Below are 21547 nucleotides of genomic sequence, written 5' to 3'. Positions count from 1 at the left end.
TTCAGTCTTTTTCGTGTATGTAGTTAGTAGTTTAGATTTAAATAATAAAAAATCTTTTAATTTTGAAAAATGAAATAGACTGTAGATAAAACTTGATAAGTTAGCATAGAAAACTTTATAAAATCTATTGTATAAGTAGAAAATTATCCGATGATATAAATCTAGTTAATTTTCGTATAATATATCATCTTAAATGATGCTATTCTTAGCAAAGAATTTATTCTCATCGTAAAATAACACTTCTAAATACTTAAAAATCCTTGCTATATTTAAAATAATTACCGTTATCTATGTAGATTAAGTAGAGAAATAGTATTCAGCGATTAAAAATAATTTATACTCATCCATATTGTAATTAATATAATAGCCATTATTGATATGACTTATTATAGATAGTGATAAGATTCTGATATTTTTATATTTAAATAATATACTTAAATCGTAGTGTTATTTTATTTTTTATAGAATTTTTTAGAAAAATACAAGTAATTATAAATTAAAAATATTTCTTTATACTTATATATTTTAAAGGTCTTTAAAAGTATTTTTAATACAGTTACAAAAAATAACATTTGTATTAAATAATAGACTAAAAAATAATCTATATCAATTTTATTGATACTGATAATCCCTCGTGGTATTCTAAATAAGGCACATATTATAATATATAACCATATGTTGTATAACGGTTTTTGTTAACATTTAGTTAACAACTTGTTTGTATTTAGGGGGTATTTTGAAAACTTCATTAAAAAATATTGTTATTGTTGGTGGTGGTGTTAGCGGTTTAGAACTAGCAACTAATCTTGGACATAAGCTAGGAAAGCACAGGCAAGCTAAGGTGACACTTATAGATCACAAGTATACTCATCTCTGGAAACCATTACTACATAAGGTAGCTGTAGGCTCATTAAATGAGCAGATAATAGATGTTGTTAGTTATACAACTCATGCTTGTAATCATAATTTTCAATTTCAGCTTGGTTCAATGATTGATATTGATCATAATAATCATCAAGTATTACTGGATGAAATCTATGATGACCAGAGAATACTTTTAGTACCAGCCCGCCGAATAGATTATGATATTTTAGTGATAGCGCTTGGTAGCACCTCTGATGATTTTGGTATAACTGGCGTCAAAGAGCATTGTATTTTTCTTGATAATCTAACCCAAGCAAAGCGTTTTCATGATAAAATGCTGAATTTATTTTTAAAATTTTCTACTCAAGGTGAAAATCAGGAAAAAAAAATAAATATCGCCATTGTTGGCGGCGGTGCAACCGGCGTTGAACTATCAGCGGAATTACACAATGCAGTTCAGCAATTACATAGTTATAGTTTTAAAGGACTTGATAATAAGATATTGAATATCACTCTCCTTGAGGCAAGTGAACGTATTTTACCTGCTCTATCGCCGAAAATATCTGCTATCGCAAATCAGGAGCTAATAAAGCTAGGCGTTAATATCTTAACTAAGACTATGGTTACTAGTGTTGATATGGGTGGGCTACATACAAATAACGGAAAATATATTCAAGCTGAATTAATGGTTTGGGCTACCGGTATTAAAGCACCTGATTTTATGAAAGATATAGCTGGCCTAGAAACAAATCATATCAATCAACTAATAGTCAAACCGACACTTCAAACAACGCGTAGCTCGATTATTTTTGCTATCGGCGATTGTGCTTCCTATATGATGTCTTCAGGTAGGAAGGTACCGCCGCGCGCTCAAGCAGCACATCAAATGGCTTCTTGCGTTTATGGTAATATTCTAGCGCTATTGCACGGGAAACAGTTAAAAGTTTATAGTTATAAAGATCATGGTTCACTAGTATCACTATCACGTTTTAACACTGTTGGCAGTCTTATGGGAAGCCTGATACGTGGTTCGATGACAATAGAGGGAATTATTGCTCGTGCGATTTATATTTTTCTCTATCGTATACACCAAATTGCGTTACACGGATATATCAAAACAGCTCTTATTATATTGATAAGTAGTATCAATCGCTTAATACGCAAATGCATTAAACTGTATTAGTAATTTCGTATTATTACTAATACAGTTGGTAGGTCCGGTCAGAGATATCCTTTTACCGATTTTTCATATCAGTTATTATTTCTATTTAAATAAGCTTAAATACTCTTGTGTTATTCTCGCGTACTGGTTCTTTGTTTTATTATAATTTTTACTATATACTTGAGATACTCTCAAGCTTGTCTTATTGACAAAATTCTAGTTTTTATTTATACTGGGTAAATACTAATATGTATTTCTATCAGTAAGTAATAATCCGATAGAGGTTCCTATTCTTCAGTATTATTATCGATAATGCTTTCTTTAGATAGAATTAAAAACAATCTTATAAAATTATTATATTATCTGTTCTTGAAAATACTGATATAAAGTATTTATTTTACTTAAAAAGTAAATTTTTATATTTATTTATCTTTATTAAGCATAAATAATTATTTTGCTATCAAAGTTTTTTGTAAATAAATTATTATTAATATGTATTAGTATTAATGTTAATACCGTGCTAAACATCCTGATAATAGCAGGATTAGATATATTTATCTTATTATGGAATATATTAAAGTTGTTATAGTATTAACTATTAATAAAATAACGAAAAATGAAAATATTAAATTTAGAATTGCGTTATAGCTACCATCACTACCAACTTAAAATGTATAATTTTCCAGCTATTAGCTTAGAGCTAGAAAATATAAAATTATAACATTACAGCTGTAACTGCTATGCTAATTAGCACTTATTTTGAAATTAAATCAAGAATAATTTATAAAATTATAATAGAATCGCAATTCGTACGTCACTATTTTATGACATTGGCATATATTCATTATACATCACAAACATTACTGTAATATTAACTTTATATATAAAGTTTTCATTAGTAATAAAAATATAAAAATCTAAATGAAAATGAAAATGTAAACTACGATCTATAAATATGAAAAGTCATGTTTATATTTTAAAGATTAAATTATACTAAATAATTGATCTTAATCTTACTAATCTGTAATTTACAATCGTATCTGTATACTGCAATAAAATTATATAACGTTGTATACAAATATACTGCTTTTTATAATATTTAATTATGTTAGTTACTCAAAACATTTTTCTGGAATTCCCGTAATAATCTATCGATATACTGTAGTCGTGTTGTGCGGTTCGCTAGATCACAGATAAATTTTAATCGGTTTGATTCATCTAATCGATAAGTCTCTGCTTCTTTTGTAAGAAGCCTTATAAAATAAGTAGGATCTATACGATTAGTAGGATTGAATTCTATTAAACCCCCTTTATCATTAACTTCGATACGTTGTATTCCTAGATTTTTCGATCGTTGCCGAAGATTAGCTATCGACAGCAAATACTGCGCTGGATCTGGTAGTAAACCAAAACGGTTAATAAGTTCCATCCTTATATCTTCGATCTCATAATCATTTTCAACGTTAGCAATACGCTTATAAAAAAATAAGCGGGTATTAACGTCAGGAATATATTCTTCTGGTAACAGCATAGGTATCTGTAGTTCTATTTCAGTCATCTGGTAGGGTAAATTATCTAATGATGGTTTACCACCTTTTTTAATGGTATCAATTGCACTTTTCAGAAACTCCATATACAGGGAAAAGCCAATTGTTTCTATTTGACCACTTTGATCTTCTCCAAGAAGCTCACCAGCACCACGAATTTCGAGATCATGTGTTGCTAACACAAAGCCAACGCCAAGATCCTCAAGTGAAGCAATTGACTCCAGTCGTTTTTTAGCATCTTGACTCAATACTTTTTTTGGTGAAGTTAATAGATAAGCGTAAGCCTGATGGTAAGAACGGCCAACACGACCACGCAATTGATGTAATTGTGCTAATCCGAAATTATCTGCTTGCTCGATAATAATAGTATTAACATTAGCGATATCGATACCAGTTTCGATGATAGTAGTACATACTAATACATTAAAACGTTGGTAATGAAAATCATTTATTACTTGTTCTAATTCACGTTCGCGTAGCTGACCATGACCGATAGAAATACGTGCTTCAGGCACAAGCGTTTCTAGAAAGTAGGCGATTTTTTCAATATTTTCTACATTATTAGAAATATAATAGACCTGACCACCACGAAAAATTTCACGTAGAATAGCTTCACGTACTAGAAGTGTATCATATTCACGTACAAACGTTTTCACTGCTAGTCGTCTCGCTGGAGGGGTAGTTATAATTGATAGATCACGTATATCCATCATCGCCATATTCAACGTGCGCGGAATAGGCGTAGCAGTTAGGGTTAGAATATCTATATCAGTTCGCATCGCTTTAATACGTTCCTTATGACGTACGCCGAAACGATGTTCTTCATCGAGAATAAGCAAACCTAAATCGTGCCATTTAACATCACTTTGCAAGAGTTTATGAGTACCAATCAAAATATCTACTTTACCATCAGAAGTCTGATTCAATACTTTTATTTGATCTTTAACTCTGCGAAAACGAGAAATCATCTCAATACGAACCGGCCAATTAGCAAACCTATCTCGGAAATTGTCAAAATGTTGTTGCGCTAGCAAGGTAGTCGGTACCAAAACAGCTACCTGTTTGTGATTATTAATTGCTAAAAAAGCAGCACGCATCGCCACTTCTGTTTTTCCGAAGCCAACATCACCACAGATCAGACGATCCATAGGAGATGGTTGACACATGTCGCTTAAGACCGAATTAATTGCTTTAACTTGATCAATAGTAAGTTCAAAGGGACATTCTTCGCAAAATAGTTGGTAATTTTCTTGATTTTGTCGGAAAGCAAAGCCATTTTTCGCTGCACGTTTAGCATAAATATCTAGAAGTTCCGCCGCTACATCTTGAATCCGCTCAGTTGCTTTTTTCCTTTTTCGTATCCAAGTATCACTACCAAGCTTATTTAATGGCACGTTTTCATCAGTGTTACCAACATAGCGGCTGATAAGATGTAAAGAAGAGATTGGAACATATAACTTGTCATTGCAAGCATAAGTGAGAATTAAGTATTCAGCTTTAATACCACCAGTTTCCAGTGTAATCATGCCAGAATAGCGACCAATCCCATATTCTAAATGAACTACTAGTTGATTTTTATTTAATTCGGCTGTATTATGAATTAGAAAATCAGAGTTAATGACATGGAGATTATTCGTTTGATGACGACCAATCAATTCACCAAATAGATCACTTTCGCAAATTAGTGCTCGTGAACATGAAGCATCTATAAAACCTTGCTTATTAGCACTGATGATAAGATAAGTGCCTGGCATAACTGCACTGTTCAGCTGGTCTATCACTTCTGGTATAATCTCTACTTTCATAAGTAATTCTATTATTACTTCTTTTCTCCTTTCATTTTCTACTGAGAAAACCACTGGACCGTTGAACTGTTTGCAAAATTTACACAACATATGCATAGAAGCTTTACTCTGCATTTCTACTGCTAAATCCGGCAATGGCCGATAATCCATATTGTAGTAACCAGCTTTCTTAGGCAGTGTTAGTGTACTGAGTTGTACAAAAGGCCAATTTTTAAGTTCGGAAAAAAAATTATCTATTTTAAGCCAGAGTGTTTCAGGCGGCAAAAGTGGTCGCATTGGATCTGCGCGTCGCTTATTAAAGCGTGCATAGATATCATCCCAAAATCGGCTTAAATTTAATTCAAGGTCACTAGTGTTGATTACTAGAGTATTTTCAGGTAGATAACTAAAAAGTGATACAAGCGGTTCGTTAAAAAATAGCGGTTGCCAGTATTCGATACCGGCCGGTAAAATCCCTTTGCTTACTTGTTGGTAAATATGTTCAGAATCTTGTCGTATAGAGAACCACTCTTGCCATTGTCTGCAAAATAACTCTATAGCAGTTTTATCGACGGGGAATTCGCATACTGGTAATAAATCAATAGTATTCACTTCTTGTAAAGATTGCTGGGTATTGATATCAAAAATTCGCAAGCTTTCTATTTTATTATTTAAAAAATTAATACGATAAGATTTATCGCTTCCCATTGGATAAAGATCTAGTAATGGACCATGAATAGAAAATTCACCACGTTCCAGAACTTGATGGACACAGTAATATCCGGCTTTTTCCAACTTCGTTTGCAATATATCCCTAGACAGATATTGACCCTTACTTATCAAAATCATACGACAATATAAAAAAGCATGTCGACAAACTTTTTTTATCAAAGTATTTATTGGTAAGATAATTACTCCGCGAGAAAATGAAGGTAATCGGTAGAGAATAGAAATCCTATTAGAGATAGTTTCTTTATTAGGAGAAAAATTATCATATGGTAGAGTTCCCCAATCTGGAATAGTTATTATTGGAAGAGAAGTCAGTTGCAGGATTTCATCGTGCAGCCGCATTGCACTTTTTCTATCAGAAGTAATAAGTAATGCTACTCCTGGATATCTATCGATGATTTTAGCACATTCGATAGCACTGGCTGAACCAATAAGCTGACCTAAAACTAATTTATTTCCGGCTCGGGTAGGTAAAGTATAACGATAGCGTTCTGACATAGGTAATTATAAATATTTTCTTATATTATAGATGAATCGCAAAGCGACCTATAGTGAAATACCAAGATTGCAATAGCGATAATAAAAATATTCGCTTTTATTGCTATAAAAACTATCTAAAAATGGTTTTTAATAGTTTCATAATTCTATATGACCTTTTATTATCCTTAATAAATTTATTTTTACAATCGAATTTAGACGGAAATTAATGTATCAATCTGTTGTATTATATATTAGCCTTCGCTATATGTATGGACTTGAAGTAGACCGCTTCAGTCGTTTTTTATCTTGGCTCTCTATTATCGGTATCGCTCTTGGTGTTATGGCGTTGGTAACTATATCATCGGTAATGAATGGTTTTGAACGAAAATTAGAAAATAAAATTCTAGAGTTAATACCTCAAGCGATATTAACCACTTCAGATGGATATCTTAATTCTAACTGTGCTTTAACCTCGATCAAAGATTCACTTATAGGCGTAACACGCGTTTCGCCGCTAACTACTAGTGATGTAGTTCTACAAAGCGAAAATAATATAGCGATCGGTGTTATGCTGAGCGTAAATCAGATTGATCCTGAGCCCTTATCGCATTATTTAATAAACACAAGACAGGACGATCTGATCGCTGGAAAATACCGGGTTATCCTTGGCGATAAGTTAGCTGTAACACTTGGTGTAAAATACGGTGATATAGTTCGGTTGATAGTACTTGATTCTAGCCAATTTACACCAATTGGCCGAATTCCAATCCAAAGACTCTTTACCGTAGTCGGTACTTTCTCTGCTAATAGTGAAGTAGATGATTATCAATTACTAGTCAATCAACAGGATGCGTCACGCTTAATGCATTATCCAACTGGATATATTACTGGCTTGCGCTTATGGCTTCATAAGCCACTAGCAGTAGATAAGATTAGTTCTCAACATCTTCCGGATGGACTTGTATGGCATGATTGGCGAGAACGTAAAGGTGAGTTATTTCAAGCAGTACGGATGGAAAAAAATATGATATGCTTATTGTTAAGTCTTATTATCGTAGTGGCAGTATTCAATATTATCACTTCACTTGGACTAATGGTGATAAAGAAACAAACTGAGATAGCAATTCTGCAAACTCAGGGTCTGACTCGTTTTCAGGTAATGTTGATATTTATTTCTCAAGGGACAATTATCGGTATTATTGGTACTTTACTTGGAACTGGACTAGGAATATTACTAGCCAGTCAACTAAAATGGCTAATGCTAGTATTCACTGTATTACTTGACGATGCCACACTACCAGTTTCTATCGAACCACTACAGATAACGATCATTGCACTATTAGCTATAGTTACAGCATTGCTCTCGACGATTTATCCTTCTTGGCGCGCTGTCAGTATTCTCCCTACTGAGGCTTTACGTTATGAATAAAAATCTTTTATTACACTGTTTTCAACTTAATAAAGATTATCAGGAAGGTAATTTTCGAGCTAATGTATTACGTAATGTTAGTTTAAAATTAGAGTATGGTGAGATGATGGCAATTGTCGGTAGTTCTGGATCTGGCAAAAGCACATTGTTACATTTGCTAGGTGGATTAGATGAACCGACTAGTGGTGAAGTAATATTTGAAGGAAAAATACTAAATAAACTCTCATCTACTGTACGTGCTATGATACGAAATAAACGACTAGGATTTATTTATCAATTTCATCATTTACTGTTTGATTTTACTACGCTAGAAAATGTAGCAATGCCGATGTTGATTGGTGGTGCTCGTCTAACACAAGCAAAAGAAACAGCGCGCGAAATGTTATCAATGGTGGGTCTTGAGAAACGAGACCTCTATCGAATTTCAGAACTATCTGGTGGTGAACGACAACGAGTAGCGATCGCCCGTGCGTTAGTAAATCGTCCAGTTTTAGTGTTAGCTGACGAACCGACTGGTAACTTAGATCAGTTCAATGCTGATAAGATTTTTAATCTTATAAGTGAATTAAATGCGCGTCAAAATACTGCATTTCTTGTCGTGACGCACGATCTTAAATTAGCGAAGCGGCTACATCGGCAAGTAGAAATGCAAGATGGTGAACTGAAAGATCACAATACACCATTAGAATCTTTATAATGAAAATTCCGCTATCATTACAGATCGCACTTCGTTTTAGTTATGGGCAACGACGAAATGGTATGTTATCGTTAGTATCAGTTATCTCTATTATTGGTATTGCTCTAGGCGTAGTGGTACTAATTATTGGACTTAGTGCTATGAACGGATTCGAGCGCGAGTTAAATAACCGCATATTATCAGTCTTACCACACGGAGAAATCGAACCGGTATATCCCCCGTTTGTTAATTGGAAGAAGATATTGAAATATATCGAAAAAGTGCCTGGCATTCTTTCTGCTACACCTTATGTAAACTTCACTAGCTTAGTCGAATATAATAATAAGTTTAAAATAATACAAATCAAAGGAATTGATCCAGATATAGAAATGCGATTAAGCACTTTATCTCAATATATTCAGGATAATTCCTTGAAATATTTTCATACTGGTCAACAAAAAATCATCGTAGGAAAAGGGCTTGCTGATTTCCTTAAAATAAATTCTGGCGATTGGTTAACAGTAATGATTCCCGAAAGAAATCAGCAAATGAAGTTAAAACATATCAGTTTGCAAGTCAGTGGAATTTTAACTCTGAACTGTAAACTAGATCATAGTTTTGCAATTGTTCCTCTTTTAGATGCACAATGTTATTTACAGCTTGGAGAAGATATTAGTGGTATCTCTATTAAGGTAAATAATATTTTTAAGGCTAATAAAATAGTACGCGATGCTGGCAGGATTACAAATACCTATGTTAAAACTAGTAGTTGGATTAGCACATATGGCTATATATATCATGATATTCAAATGATTCGCACCATCATGTATTTAGCAATGATATTAGTAATAGGTATCGCTTGTTTCAATATTATTTCTACATTAGTAATAGCAGTAAAAGATAAAAATACCGATATCGCAATTTTGCGTACTTTTGGAGCTAGAGATGAGTTAATTTACACTATCTTTATTTGGTATGGCACTTTAATAGGTATTACTGGTATTATTTTTGGAGCAGTTTTAGGTGTACTAATAGCAGTTAATCTAACAACTCTAGTGAATAGATTAGAGCGAATACTTGGTTATCATTTTTTATCCGATGATATCTATTTTATCGATTTTTTACCTACTGAGCTGAACTGGATGGATGTAACATACGTACTAACAACAGCAATATTACTAACTATTCTAATTAGCTTTTATACAGCGAAACATATAACCTATATCTATCCTACCAAAGTATTAAGTGGTCGATAAACTTCTATAGAATAAATGAGAGCATATATTACTAGCTAATCTGGTTTTATAGAATTCTATTTCTATATTTAGAATGATAATTCTAAATATAGAATTTCCTATAACGAGAAAAATAAAGCAGTGAAGTTTTTCACTTAATACTATAAGGAAATTAAAAGTGATTCTAACAAATAGAATTATTGAAAAATTGAATAATTTTATATTTTATATTAAAAAAACATATTTATAATGATGTATCCTAGTTTTTATAAATAGCTTAATATTTATTAAATACTATATTAAACTACTGATTATATTGATATATAATCGTTGCTATTATTAAAATCTTTAAATATTACTTTAATAACTAAAGTAGTACTTTAATATTATCATTGTAACTATATATTACTATTTATATTTTCCTGGTTGAGATTTCAAAACTATTTTATAACTACTTACTAGTAAAGTAAATTCATTCATTTTTAATTGACTAATTTTTTATTGAAAATTGATATAAAATAATTATATATCTAAAACTTAACACCTAAATTTTTTAGCATAGTTGAATTGATTAAATTTCAATGAAAGTGCGAAATAGTAAGTTTCGTTACTATATATTTTATTACTGCATTTGATATATTAATGTTCTCTTATACATTTTCGAAATTGATAGGATTAATTTTATTTTGCATAGACTAAAAGTCAACTATTATTAATAGATAGTATGTTTTATAGTATGTTTTTAAAATCAGGAATATAATTCCACATATTATCAATTAAAATTGATAACAATATAATCATACTGTTTAGTGTAAGTAGCATAAACATGCTAACTAATATCAAGTTGATCAAAACATTTTTACTAAAGTAAAAATGTTTTGCTTCAGGATAGATAAGTATATGAGTATTATAATTTCTGATAGCACTGTTGATTTTTGCTTAGTATTTATACTTGTTTTAATTAATAATATTAATACATTACATAATAGCTAATATTAGCGCCAGGCATTAATGGCATCGCTGGCTATCCATGAGTAAGCGATAACATAGAAATATTATGATATCGTCTATTCAGATATATTATCTTTACTATAACCTGACATAAATCTAATAGTATAATAGATGTACGAATTGTATCCAGCATTAGCGAATGAGAAAATTATTAATTTTCTCAAAGAGGTGGATAAAAGTACGAGTTATGCAATGTACTGCTCTCTTAATAAAAATTTTGTAATTTTTATATTATGATTAACAGTACACGAAATAATTTTAATACAATCGACACTATTAAATTGACATTCGTAATAATTTTAAAAAGAAAAATTTTTATTTAATAATTAAAAAGAACTTTTAGATATATTTCAATAACTTAAGTGGTTTTCTTGCTTCTATTATCCCACCTCCTAGACAATGTTCCTTTAGATAAAACACCGCTGATTGACCCGGCGTAACGCTAGTAATAGGTTTATCGAAAGTAACCTGAAAATATCCATCTGTTTTTGGCATTATTACACAACCAATATCGGGCTGACGATAACGGGTTTTCACTACGCAACGTAACGGTTTAGTAAGTGGTTTCCGTTCTACCCAATGTAGTTGACTTACAATAAAACCAGTAGACATCAACCAAGGATTCTTTTTACCCTGAGCAACGATTAGTCGATTATGATCAAGATCTTTTTCTACTACATACCAGGGTTCTTTACCATTATCTCGCATACCACCAATTCGTAATCCTTTGCGCTGACCAATCGTATAATATATAAGACCTTGATGATGACCTATTTCTTGGCCGTTAACCGACATAATTGTTCCAGGCTGTGCTGGTAAATACTGGCCGAGGAAGTCACGAAAATTTCGCTTACCAATAAAACAAATGCCGGTAGAATCTTTTTTTTTAGCTGTTATAAAACCAAGCTCAGCAGCAATATGACGAACTTTCAGTTTTATCAGCTCTCCTATTGGGAATAGGCAGCGTGCAAGTTGAATATAGCTTAGTGTATACAGAAAATAGCTTTGATCTTTATTCTTATCTAAAGCACGTAATAATCGGGTTTTACCATTTACGTTGGCACAACGAACGTAATGACCGGTAGCAATATAATCGGCTCCAAGATCGTCAATGGCAAAATCTAGAAAAACTTTAAATTTAATTTCTTTGTTACATATAACGTCTGGATTTGGAGTTCGACCAGCTTGGTATTCGTCAAGAAAGTTTGTAAAAACATTATCCCAATATTCAGCAGAAAAATTAACAGTATGTAACGTTATGCCTAAGCTATTACACACCATACGAACGTCATTAAGATCATTTTCTGCGGTACAATATTTTTCGTTATCATCCTCTTCCCAGTTTTTCATAAATACTCCCTCCACCAAATAACCCTGCTGCTGAAGAAACCAAGCAGAAACGGAAGAATCTACACCACCGGACATACCAATAATTACTTTTTTTTTAATCATAATTTTAGATATAATTTTCTTGTAAGATAAATATCTCGCACTACACGAATTAGTAAATCAGAAGATTTATTTTATTATAATTAATTACTGTATTACCTTATTTAATCATAAGGCTTAATTGCTAAGCTCTATTTACAGAAAAATAAGATATATACACTTCTATTAATAATAGCTTTGCTTAACTATTTTAAAAAATTCTAAATTTTATTAAAATTACATCAACTAGTATTTTCTTAAGTATTAAGAAAAGTTAGATTTAAAACTAAAAAATAAAAAAGATATAATATGCTTACGTAATTTTAATATTATTATTTAGATTTTAAAAATATACTGAAACTGAAATGTATATTACTGATAATATAGATTATTTTTTATTTAAAAACAAGTCTTCACTACTTATTTGAAATATATTAATTTAATTAAACTATTAATAAAAGAATCAAGATTGTTATTTTTTGTTATATCGTATACACTTAAAACGGATATATTAATAGATTACACTATATAATAGCTTATTTATTATATTTTTGCTTGATATAATCTATCATACTATATAATAACTATATTACATAGTAATATTGATTTCTACCTGTGATTTTCATCTAAATCTATTCTGATTTTAATCAGTTTTTATTAAATATATAAAAATAAATCTATCTATAAATATCTTTTATATTTAAATAAATAAGAGTATTTACTGATAGTAAATAAAAATATTTTCATTCCAAATAAAAAGTGAATGTTTTAAATATTGTTTTTATGTAATACCATTTAATTCTGTAGTATCATGTTATTTTTCAGTTATCGCGCTATTAATATGCGCTATTGATAAAAATATATCTTATAGTTATATTTTTATAGTTATGCTATTCTAGAATAGAAATTCTTGTTATTTGTTTTAATACTAGGATTTCATTGATATAATTTTTATTATAGCTATATTAAAATCATGTTAGATAAGAGTGTTACGCTATAGATCTAGAGATATCTTTAGTACTGAGATAGAAACCTTATAGCTACTCTAATATTAGCTATCTAATATAACAATGTTGCTATAGCAATAAAATTGTAATTATCACGCCAATAACAATATATTTTAGTGTATATTATTAGATATTTCATCTAGGAAATATAAGCATTAACATACCAATATAAATAACAATACTGAATAAATAAAATTTTCTTTATGTAGTTAATTAGAACTCGCCTATTAGCTATAAATAGAAAATTATGACTCTAAAAACTAATAATGACTAAAAATTGATACTATAGTTATTAATGTTCTTTCAGTTTATTAATGCTAGAATAGATTTCGTCTCTATTTCAGTAATATCGATTTGATATGTACTATCATTTAATATCAAGTAAGTTATTAAATATTATATTAGATCAATATTTAATTATTAAAAATAATATACAAACATAGATATAATAGATAACTTATATTCTAGTACTTTATGTAAAGTATCTGTATTATTACTAATATAGATACTATCTATGTATATTATCAATATTAAATATAAATTATCTTATTAAATAGATAGTTTACTAAAAACTATAATAAGCTTTTCTGGATATTATATAGAAAAAGAACTAAATATCTACTATTTATAAGGTAAGAGTTTATATACTATCTATAGTTTTACTTTTTAATAAAATTAGTACTATTTCACTGGTAATCAAAAGTAGCTTTATAAGACATAATAATAGCAAAATAATAACAATATTGATTAATAGTAGAGTGACTGCTTAAAAAGCAAAGATTCTTATAACAAATATCGCTATAATCTTTATTTTTTGTTATAAATCTTATATTTACTATTTATTTCAAATATAAAGATATAGATGAACCTGTTTAACCTCCGGATTACACTCACGACTTTGCTAAAGTTTTATAACTAAGCAGTATAGTGAGCATATAAATAGCATTATAAAGAACAATATGAAATTTAATGGATAGAATTGATAAAAATATAAGATAATAGGTTCAAGATAAACTTTACTTAAAATAATGAAAAAACATTCTTAATATTGTTAATAGATAATATAAATATCACCACTACTACTATGCTTGACAGTGTTAATTTATTATTTCTTAATAAATTAAATTATTATCGGTCCAAGTGGTTTTCCACCTAAAAGATGCATGTGAAAATGATAAATTTCTTGGCCACCATGATGGTTACAATTTACTATTAAACGATAACCTGTCTTATCAATGTTTTCTTTTCGAGCAATTTTCGCTGCAACGATAAAAAATCGTCCCAACGTTGTTTCATCGTTTTCTGTAACATCATTATTAGTAGGGATTAGCGTATTAGTAACAATCAGAATATGAGTAGGTGCTTTTGGGTTAATATCACGGAAAGCAGTAATTAAATCGTCTTGATAAAGGATATCAGCTGAAATTTCTCGGCAAATAATTTTGCTAAAAATATTTTTTTTTTCCAAAATAATATCCTTTTAATCTTTTTTTAACAAAAATATGAAAAAGAAGTTTTTTCTTTTAATAAAGAATTTTTAAATAAATTTTTTAATGCATAATAGCATTATAATGTATTCACTACATTTAATAAATATAAATAAAATTTATGTTTATATTTAGATATAAAATTCACATTACGAACATGCATGTTTCACTACAGCAGTGTATCAATTTAAATTCTATGTATTAGTATTGATTAGAGAATTATTCAAAATAATTATGTGCTTTATTTTTAAACTATCTGATCGAATATCAAAAACTGATTGTATACTAAAAATTATTGTAATAATACCGCAAGTATCCAGTTTTTTCAAAAATGACTTATTTTGTTTTTTAAAAATTTATTATCAGAATTAATCTAATAATTAAAACATCAAACTTAGATTTGCTAAAATTTAAGTCTATAATATATAAAAGAAATAGTCTACGATATACTGTAATTTATAGTTATTATAATAACTATAGAAAAAACAGATGTGACTTCTCTTACTAATAAGAATTAGAATTTTGTGAACTGATTAAAAAATTAAAACTTTCACTTTGTAAAGTACATAACAAAACACTAAATTAACTAGTTAACTATAAATAATATACAAAATCAATGCTATGAATGTAAAGAAAAAACTTAATTAGCTTGATAATATTGGATAGATAGGCAATCAGCGTAATAGAAAAAATAATAATACAAATTATAGCATATCCCGTTTACTTTGGTTAAGTAGTATGCATTAAAATAAAAAACTGAAAATTTTCTATCGGTAAAATCTAATAACTACATAGCAAAATTTTGTTATATAAAATTTGATTAGTAGTATTTTGAAGTTATTTAAATACATCTTAAAGGGATGTATTTAAATAAGGTGAAAAAATAAATAGCGTTATTAGTTCTATATTCTAATTTTTAATTGAAAAATTAAATATTATATCTAATAAACAACAATATAAGTTTAAAAAGTAATTACTAATCAATATAAATATAGCAATAATTATCCTACGATAACTTATCTTTCTAATAAATCATTCTATCCGAGATAAATTAGCAATATATTAGATTAATAAAAAAGCAGATCCCTTATTTCTAAACCTAATAAATTAGTTAATAGCTAATTAAATTATATAAACTACTTATACTAAGTACTAGTAATAGCTAATATGAATTAACGAGACTAGTATTTTACCAATTTTAAACAGATCATTTATTTTACAGATAAATGAATATACTTTTTAACATGATTTTCATTAATAAATGAATAATAGTTTTTAAAAAATAAAAAGATAAAAAGCAATAAATATATAAAGAAATATTATTTATACTCTAAAATAAAACACTAGATTTTAATTAGTATCTTTAGATCTATATTAGATCTCAATATTATTCATTAACTTATCATGCTAAAATTCCTATAGACAAAAGATAATAGAAGATATCTATTCGAGCGCTTTGTTAAGGAATACTTACAATCTTGTTCACACAATTATAATTATAAAATAGTAATACTATTAATAATTTTATATTGTAACAAGTAATTTATTTATATAATCTTGCGCCGAGTTAATATTACTACACATCAACATGAAATAAACTTCCAAAATTAGCGGTAGTGATTTCCGCTAATTTTGTTAGAGAAACTCCTTTTAGTGTCGCCATGTATTCCGCTATATTACGTACATAAGCTGGCTGATTTTCTTTACCACGGTGAGGTACTGGTGCTAGATAGGGAGAATCAGTTTCTAGTAGTAACCGATCTAAAGGAACATAACGTGCTACCTTGTGCAGTGCTCCTGCGTTACGAAAGGTAATAATTCCGGAGAACGAGATATAAAGGCCTAAGTTTAATAGTGCTTTAGCTGTCGCACAGTCTTCAGTAAAGCAATGTAATACTCCACCGCATTCATAGATTTGTTCTTCACGGAGAATGAACAGTGCATCTTCACGTGCGTTTCGCATATGTACTATTACTGGTTTATTTAGTGCACGTCCTATATGGATATGTTCGCGGAAAACTGCCTGTTGTTGTATTTTATTATTATGCTGATAATAGTAATCTAAACCAGTTTCACCTAGTGCTACTACATCATTTCTAGCTGCTAAATACCGCAATTCATTGAAATCATGATGCTTATCAAGATTTAGTGGATGAATTCCGCAAGAAAACAGTACATCATCACGGCAACCTACCATTGCTGTCATGGTATAGAAACCGATCAATGAAGTACATATCGACAACATCAAATTTACACCGTTTTTTCGGGCTTTATCAGCTACATCCTCTACATCTCGGTGTAATATTTTATAATTCAAACTATCAAGATGACAGTGAGAATCAACTAAAAACATATTTGAACCTTTTAAGTTATAAAGAAAGGTAAGAATCAGATATACCTCGCTCCCAATTAAGCAAGTAATGTATCAGTAAAAGTTCTCGATTAATACCGCTTATCTCTTGACATTGACATAAACATTTTAGGCAATTTCGCCATTGCATATGTAGTGTTCTAGCTGGCCATCGATTAGCTATAATCGCAACTAATTCCACTTTATCAATATTTACTAACGAGATTTTCGCACTTTTCTGCCATTTCAAAGCATCGCTTATTAAGCTAAGCAGCCAATGTAACGGTTCATAATCTTTATCTCGATTTAATATCGGTAAGAGGATTAAAAAATTTCCGCTAATGTGAGCTTCTTGTAGTGCTTCGCACAGAGATGTTCTTTTCTGCCAACATGCCGGCTGAAGTAGCGCTTCTGCTAAAAGCGGCGCGTTAGCACATATTCGTAATGCAGTATAAGCAGATAATGAGTCTTCAAAACCTGCTTTCTTCAACCAACGTAAACCAATTTCCTCATTTGGAGTTGATAGCGACCAATAAAGACAACGACTTCTAAGAGTTGGTAATAGACGTGATAGTGTATGGCAGCCTAAAAGAAAATAAGTATCTGTTGGTGGTTCTTCTAGAGCTTTCAGTAACACGTTTGGCGATTGATCAGTAAGTAACTCAGTATTAGGAAGCAATATAACTTTTACTCCGCCCTGATGGGCGTTGTGATGTATACTCTCAATAATACTACGAATATAATCTACTCCTAAATTTTTATGAATTTTTTCTGGTTCTAATTGATAAAAATCAGGATGGTTTCCAGCGATCATTAATCGACAATCTTTACAAAGACCGCAACTCTTATTAACACCATTCGATTGTCGACATATTAACCAGCGACTCAATGCATAGAGTAATGAGATTTCACCATTACCAGGCTGGCTATGTAATAATAAAGCATGATGTCCATTCGCTTTTTGGTAGCGATATAAAATCTGTTGATAAGTAGTATTTAGCCAAGGATACCATTTCATAGTAATGAAACTAGGTTTTTAACCATTATATAAATTTATAATAAAACCAGATACTCAGCATAAAAAGTATCTGATTACCATTAAAAATGACGATATAATCATCAATTTTATTAACATCTAATAATGTACATGATCTGATTGAAAAGTCATAACGATTCTACTTCGATTAGGTTGTAGGTATTAGAAAAAAACAAAGCATTAGAGAAATATCTAGATACAGTTTTAAATTTGATATAAATATTCTAATATCGTATTTTTACATAATTTATAACAAATATATGAATGTTTTATCTTTCACCTGAATTAGTCTAATAAGAAAGGTCGTAGCGATTTTCTGCCATTCAGTTATCTATAGTATATATTATTTTAATAATACCTTTTATTATCTCTGTCTATATAACATAGAGTATAAGTAATTTTAAATAGTTGCTTATATGCTCGTCGTTTATATTGTATTTATAGGTTTAAACAAAGGTATTTACAAATGGTATGGCGATAGTACTAATTTTACAGAACCTTTTAAACTTTAAATTACTATAAATTTACTATTCATGTTTTTCTTTTTCATTTTTCTGTTGTCGATATTGCTGCACTGCATGATTATGATGTACTAGATTAGTAGAAAAAACATGACTTCCGCATCCATCGGCAACGAAATAAAGATAGGTACTTTTCTCTGGATGTGCAGCAGCTTCTAGGGAAGCTTGGCTAGGTATTGAAATTGGAGTCGGCGGTAATCCAGTAATAATATAAGTATTATATGGTGTCGGTTTGATTAGATCTTGCCGTGTAATCACACCACGATAATTGTCACCTAAACCATAAATTACTGTTGGATCAGTTTGTAATTTCATACCCGCACGTAACCGATTAATAAAAACTGACGCTATTCGTGCTCGCTCTTCTTTCACTCCAGTTTCTTTCTCAACAATAGATGCCATAGTTAATAGCGCTTTCGGCGATGTATATGGCAAACCTTCATCCCGCCTTTTCCAGATTTCTGATAAAGTAGCCTTCATGCGTTGACTAGCGCGCTTGAGAATGGTACTATCTAAGGTATTGGCTGTGTATAGGTAGGTATCGGGATAGAATTGACCTTCTAGCAAGCTAGACATTGAATAACCCCATTTTTCAGCTAATGCTTTTGGTGTGATGTTCTTTAGATCATGTTTCAAATATGGAGCTTGTGCAAGTACACCAAGACAGTCTTTAATAGTTGATCCTTCAACAAAACGAATAGTAAACTGTGCTTCTTTACCACTTACTAACAACTTTAGAAGATCACGAACTGTCATTCCCGGTTTTATACGATAAGTGCCAGCTTTAACTGGTGCAAGCTTAAACTCTAATCCCATTAACCAAGGTAGCCACCTAACATGCCGTGTTAAATCTTTCTGGCGTAGGAGTTTTTCCAAACCATCACGGCTGGTTCCAGGCGGTAGAGTAAAAATTATTTCCTGTTTAATAGGTAAAGGTTTTTCAGCGAAGTGTTTTAATTGCAATAAACAACCAATATTCAATACAACTATTATCAAAAAAGTTATGATAAACGGTAGTTTTATTTTCATCATATACTGTTATTTTATTTTAATCTTGTAGGTTTACTAGATAGCCAACAATAGTATTTTTAGATTTAATGTCTTTTAGCATATTTGGTAAAACTACAAGTAAAAATTATTATAGCGTTCTATTTGTCTATTTTTTTGATAAATACTACTAGTAGTATATCATTACTAATGAAGGCATCATCTTTAAGTTCTTACTTGCTAGTAAGATATCCGAACTGTAATAATTCGATCATTTACGCTGTATATAGATATTATACATTCAGAATATAACATAAGTGTATAGTATAAATACTATACTAATTAAAAGTTGTGCATAATGGAAATAATTGATCATTATATTGATGATATTCGACGATACGAAGAAATTATTAATTTTTACGTAATCCGATTTCTCTGTTATTAAAATTTCTTAACTAAACTTTTAAGACACACTATATAATAAATAGTAAAATACTAGATTAGTTTGATACCATTCTCTAGTAAAAGTAAATTTCTACTAGGTTCTACGATATTCTTAAAATAATAGTATAACAAATCAGAGTATAACTATTAAATTAAACACTTATATACTTCCATTTCAAAGAGGGAAGTATCTTTATATTTAGATTAAAAACTTAGGCGGTTAAACAACCGCCTAGGGGTATTTACTTATTACTGGTTTGCCTGAATAAAATCAATTGCTGCTTGAACAGTAGTGATTTTTTCAGCTTCTTCGTCCGGAATTTCTATATCGAATTTTTCTTCCAGCGCCATAACCAGCTCAACGGTATCAAGAGAGTCAGCGCCGAGGTCCTCAACAAAAGAAGCATTATTAACAACTTTTTCTTTCTTAACACCCAGTTGTTCAGCGATAATTGTCTTAACACTTTCTTCGATAGTGTTCATGCTATTAAATTTCCTATCAAAACTCGCTTATGCGATGGTTTTCGTGGTGTATAAAATGTTTAAAAAGATATAACTCAATCTAAGCTAGTCAAATTACAATTTTTGCTATTTTCTATTTTTATTACAAACAACACAAATGATTTTTTGTACTTTTACAACATATACATGCCGCCATTAATATGTACCGTTTCACCAGTAATATATGCTGCATCTTCAGAGGCAAAAAAAGCGACAGCACTAGCGATTTCTTTCGGATAACCAAAACGGTTTGCTGGAATATAGGATAAAATGCTATTACGATGCTCATCTGTCAATGCTTTAGTCATATCCGTTGCAATAAAACCTGGTGCTACCACGTTGACTGTAATACCACGTGAAGCAACTTCACGGGCTAGTGATTTAGTAAATCCCACTAAGCCTGCTTTAGCAGCAGCATAATTTGTTTGTCCGGGATTGCCCATAACACCTACAACAGAACCAATAGTAATAATTCTTCCATATTTTTTTTTCATCATAGCCTGAATTACCGCTTTTGACATACGGAATACGGACGTCAAATTAATATCAATAATAGTTTTCCATTCATCTTCTTTCATTCGCATCAGCAGATTATCACGCGTAATACCTGCATTGTTTACTAAAACATCTACATCACCAAATTCAGAGCGCATTTTATTTAAAAATGTATCGATTGAAATACTATTAGAAACATCTAATTTCATTCCTTTACCACTATTACCTAGATAGGCGCTTATAGCGGAAACACCTGATTCACTAGTAGCAGTACCAATTACTGTTGCGCCTCTATCTGCAAGCATCTCTGCAATTGCGCGGCCAATACCACGACTTGCGCCAGTTACTAGCGTTATTTTGCCTTCTAAATTCAT

At 30.3% G+C, this 21547-nt stretch carries 12 protein-coding genes; 4 read left to right on the top strand and 8 right to left on the bottom strand.

The genetic code is table 11. The features are described 5' to 3' along the window. Positions 1–736 precede the first annotated feature (736 nt). Positions 737–2047, top strand: a complete 1311-nt coding sequence (locus tag FVIR_RS02330; protein ID WP_067498646.1) for an NAD(P)/FAD-dependent oxidoreductase — start codon at positions 737–739, stop codon at positions 2045–2047. Between the two features lie 1087 nt (positions 2048–3134). Here the strand turns inward: FVIR_RS02330 and mfd are convergent. After that, on the bottom strand, positions 3135–6584 hold the full coding sequence (gene mfd / locus FVIR_RS02325; RefSeq protein ID WP_067498484.1) for a transcription-repair coupling factor: 3450 nt from the start codon (positions 6582–6584) through the stop codon (positions 3135–3137). A 208-nt stretch (positions 6585–6792) separates the two neighbouring features. Between mfd and lolC the strand changes: the two genes are divergently transcribed. The 3 genes from lolC to lolE are packed head-to-tail and all read left to right on the top strand — an operon-like array spanning position 6793 to position 9927. Beyond that, a complete protein-coding gene (lolC, locus tag FVIR_RS02320) occupies positions 6793–7995 on the top strand; it encodes a lipoprotein-releasing ABC transporter permease subunit LolC (RefSeq protein ID WP_067498481.1) in 1203 nt (400 codons plus the stop codon). Then, entirely contained in the window at positions 7988–8692 is a 705-nt protein-coding gene (lolD, locus tag FVIR_RS02315) for a lipoprotein-releasing ABC transporter ATP-binding protein LolD (RefSeq protein ID WP_067498478.1), read from the top strand. The genes lolC and lolD overlap by 8 nt, the downstream gene beginning before the upstream one ends. Continuing rightward, positions 8692–9927, top strand: a complete 1236-nt coding sequence (lolE, locus tag FVIR_RS02310) for a lipoprotein-releasing ABC transporter permease subunit LolE (RefSeq protein WP_067498476.1) — start codon at positions 8692–8694, stop codon at positions 9925–9927. Before lolD ends, lolE begins: the two co-directional genes overlap by 1 nt. Before the next feature lie 1329 nt (positions 9928–11256). Here the strand turns inward: lolE and mnmA are convergent. The 7 genes from mnmA to fabG form a co-directional block, all read right to left on the bottom strand. Continuing rightward, positions 11257–12369 carry a tRNA 2-thiouridine(34) synthase MnmA gene (mnmA, locus tag FVIR_RS02305; RefSeq protein WP_067498473.1) on the bottom strand — a complete coding sequence of 371 codons (1113 nt, stop codon included), beginning with the start codon at positions 12367–12369 and terminating at the stop codon, positions 11257–11259. A 2103-nt stretch (positions 12370–14472) separates the two neighbouring features. Beyond that, complete coding sequence (locus FVIR_RS02300; protein WP_067498470.1) at positions 14473–14820, bottom strand: HIT domain-containing protein; 348 nt, start codon at positions 14818–14820, stop codon at positions 14473–14475. Between the two features lie 1595 nt (positions 14821–16415). After that, complete coding sequence (locus FVIR_RS02295) at positions 16416–17192, bottom strand: metal-dependent hydrolase (RefSeq protein WP_067498467.1); 777 nt, start codon at positions 17190–17192, stop codon at positions 16416–16418. A 16-nt stretch (positions 17193–17208) separates the two neighbouring features. Further along, complete coding sequence (locus FVIR_RS02290) at positions 17209–18207, bottom strand: DNA polymerase III subunit delta' C-terminal domain-containing protein (protein WP_067498464.1); 999 nt, start codon at positions 18205–18207, stop codon at positions 17209–17211. Positions 18208–18752: 545 nt separating this feature from the next. Then, positions 18753–19778 (bottom strand): endolytic transglycosylase MltG, encoded by a 1026-nt coding sequence (mltG, locus tag FVIR_RS02285; protein ID WP_067498461.1) that lies wholly within the window; start codon positions 19776–19778, stop codon positions 18753–18755. A gap of 648 nt (positions 19779–20426) precedes the next feature. Further along, positions 20427–20660: an acyl carrier protein gene (gene acpP / locus FVIR_RS02280; protein WP_067498457.1), complete on the bottom strand. Its 234-nt coding sequence runs from the start codon at positions 20658–20660 to the stop codon at positions 20427–20429. Between the two features lie 152 nt (positions 20661–20812). Further along, positions 20813–21547: a 3-oxoacyl-ACP reductase FabG gene (gene fabG, locus FVIR_RS02275; protein WP_067498454.1), complete on the bottom strand. Its 735-nt coding sequence runs from the start codon at positions 21545–21547 to the stop codon at positions 20813–20815.

Source organism: Candidatus Gullanella endobia (assembly GCF_900048035.1).
In the GTDB taxonomy this organism is placed as follows: Bacteria; Pseudomonadota; Gammaproteobacteria; order Enterobacterales; family Enterobacteriaceae; genus Gullanella; species Gullanella endobia.
Note: the sequence above shows the minus strand (reverse complement) of the source record. Positions and strands in the feature narration are given on the sequence as shown.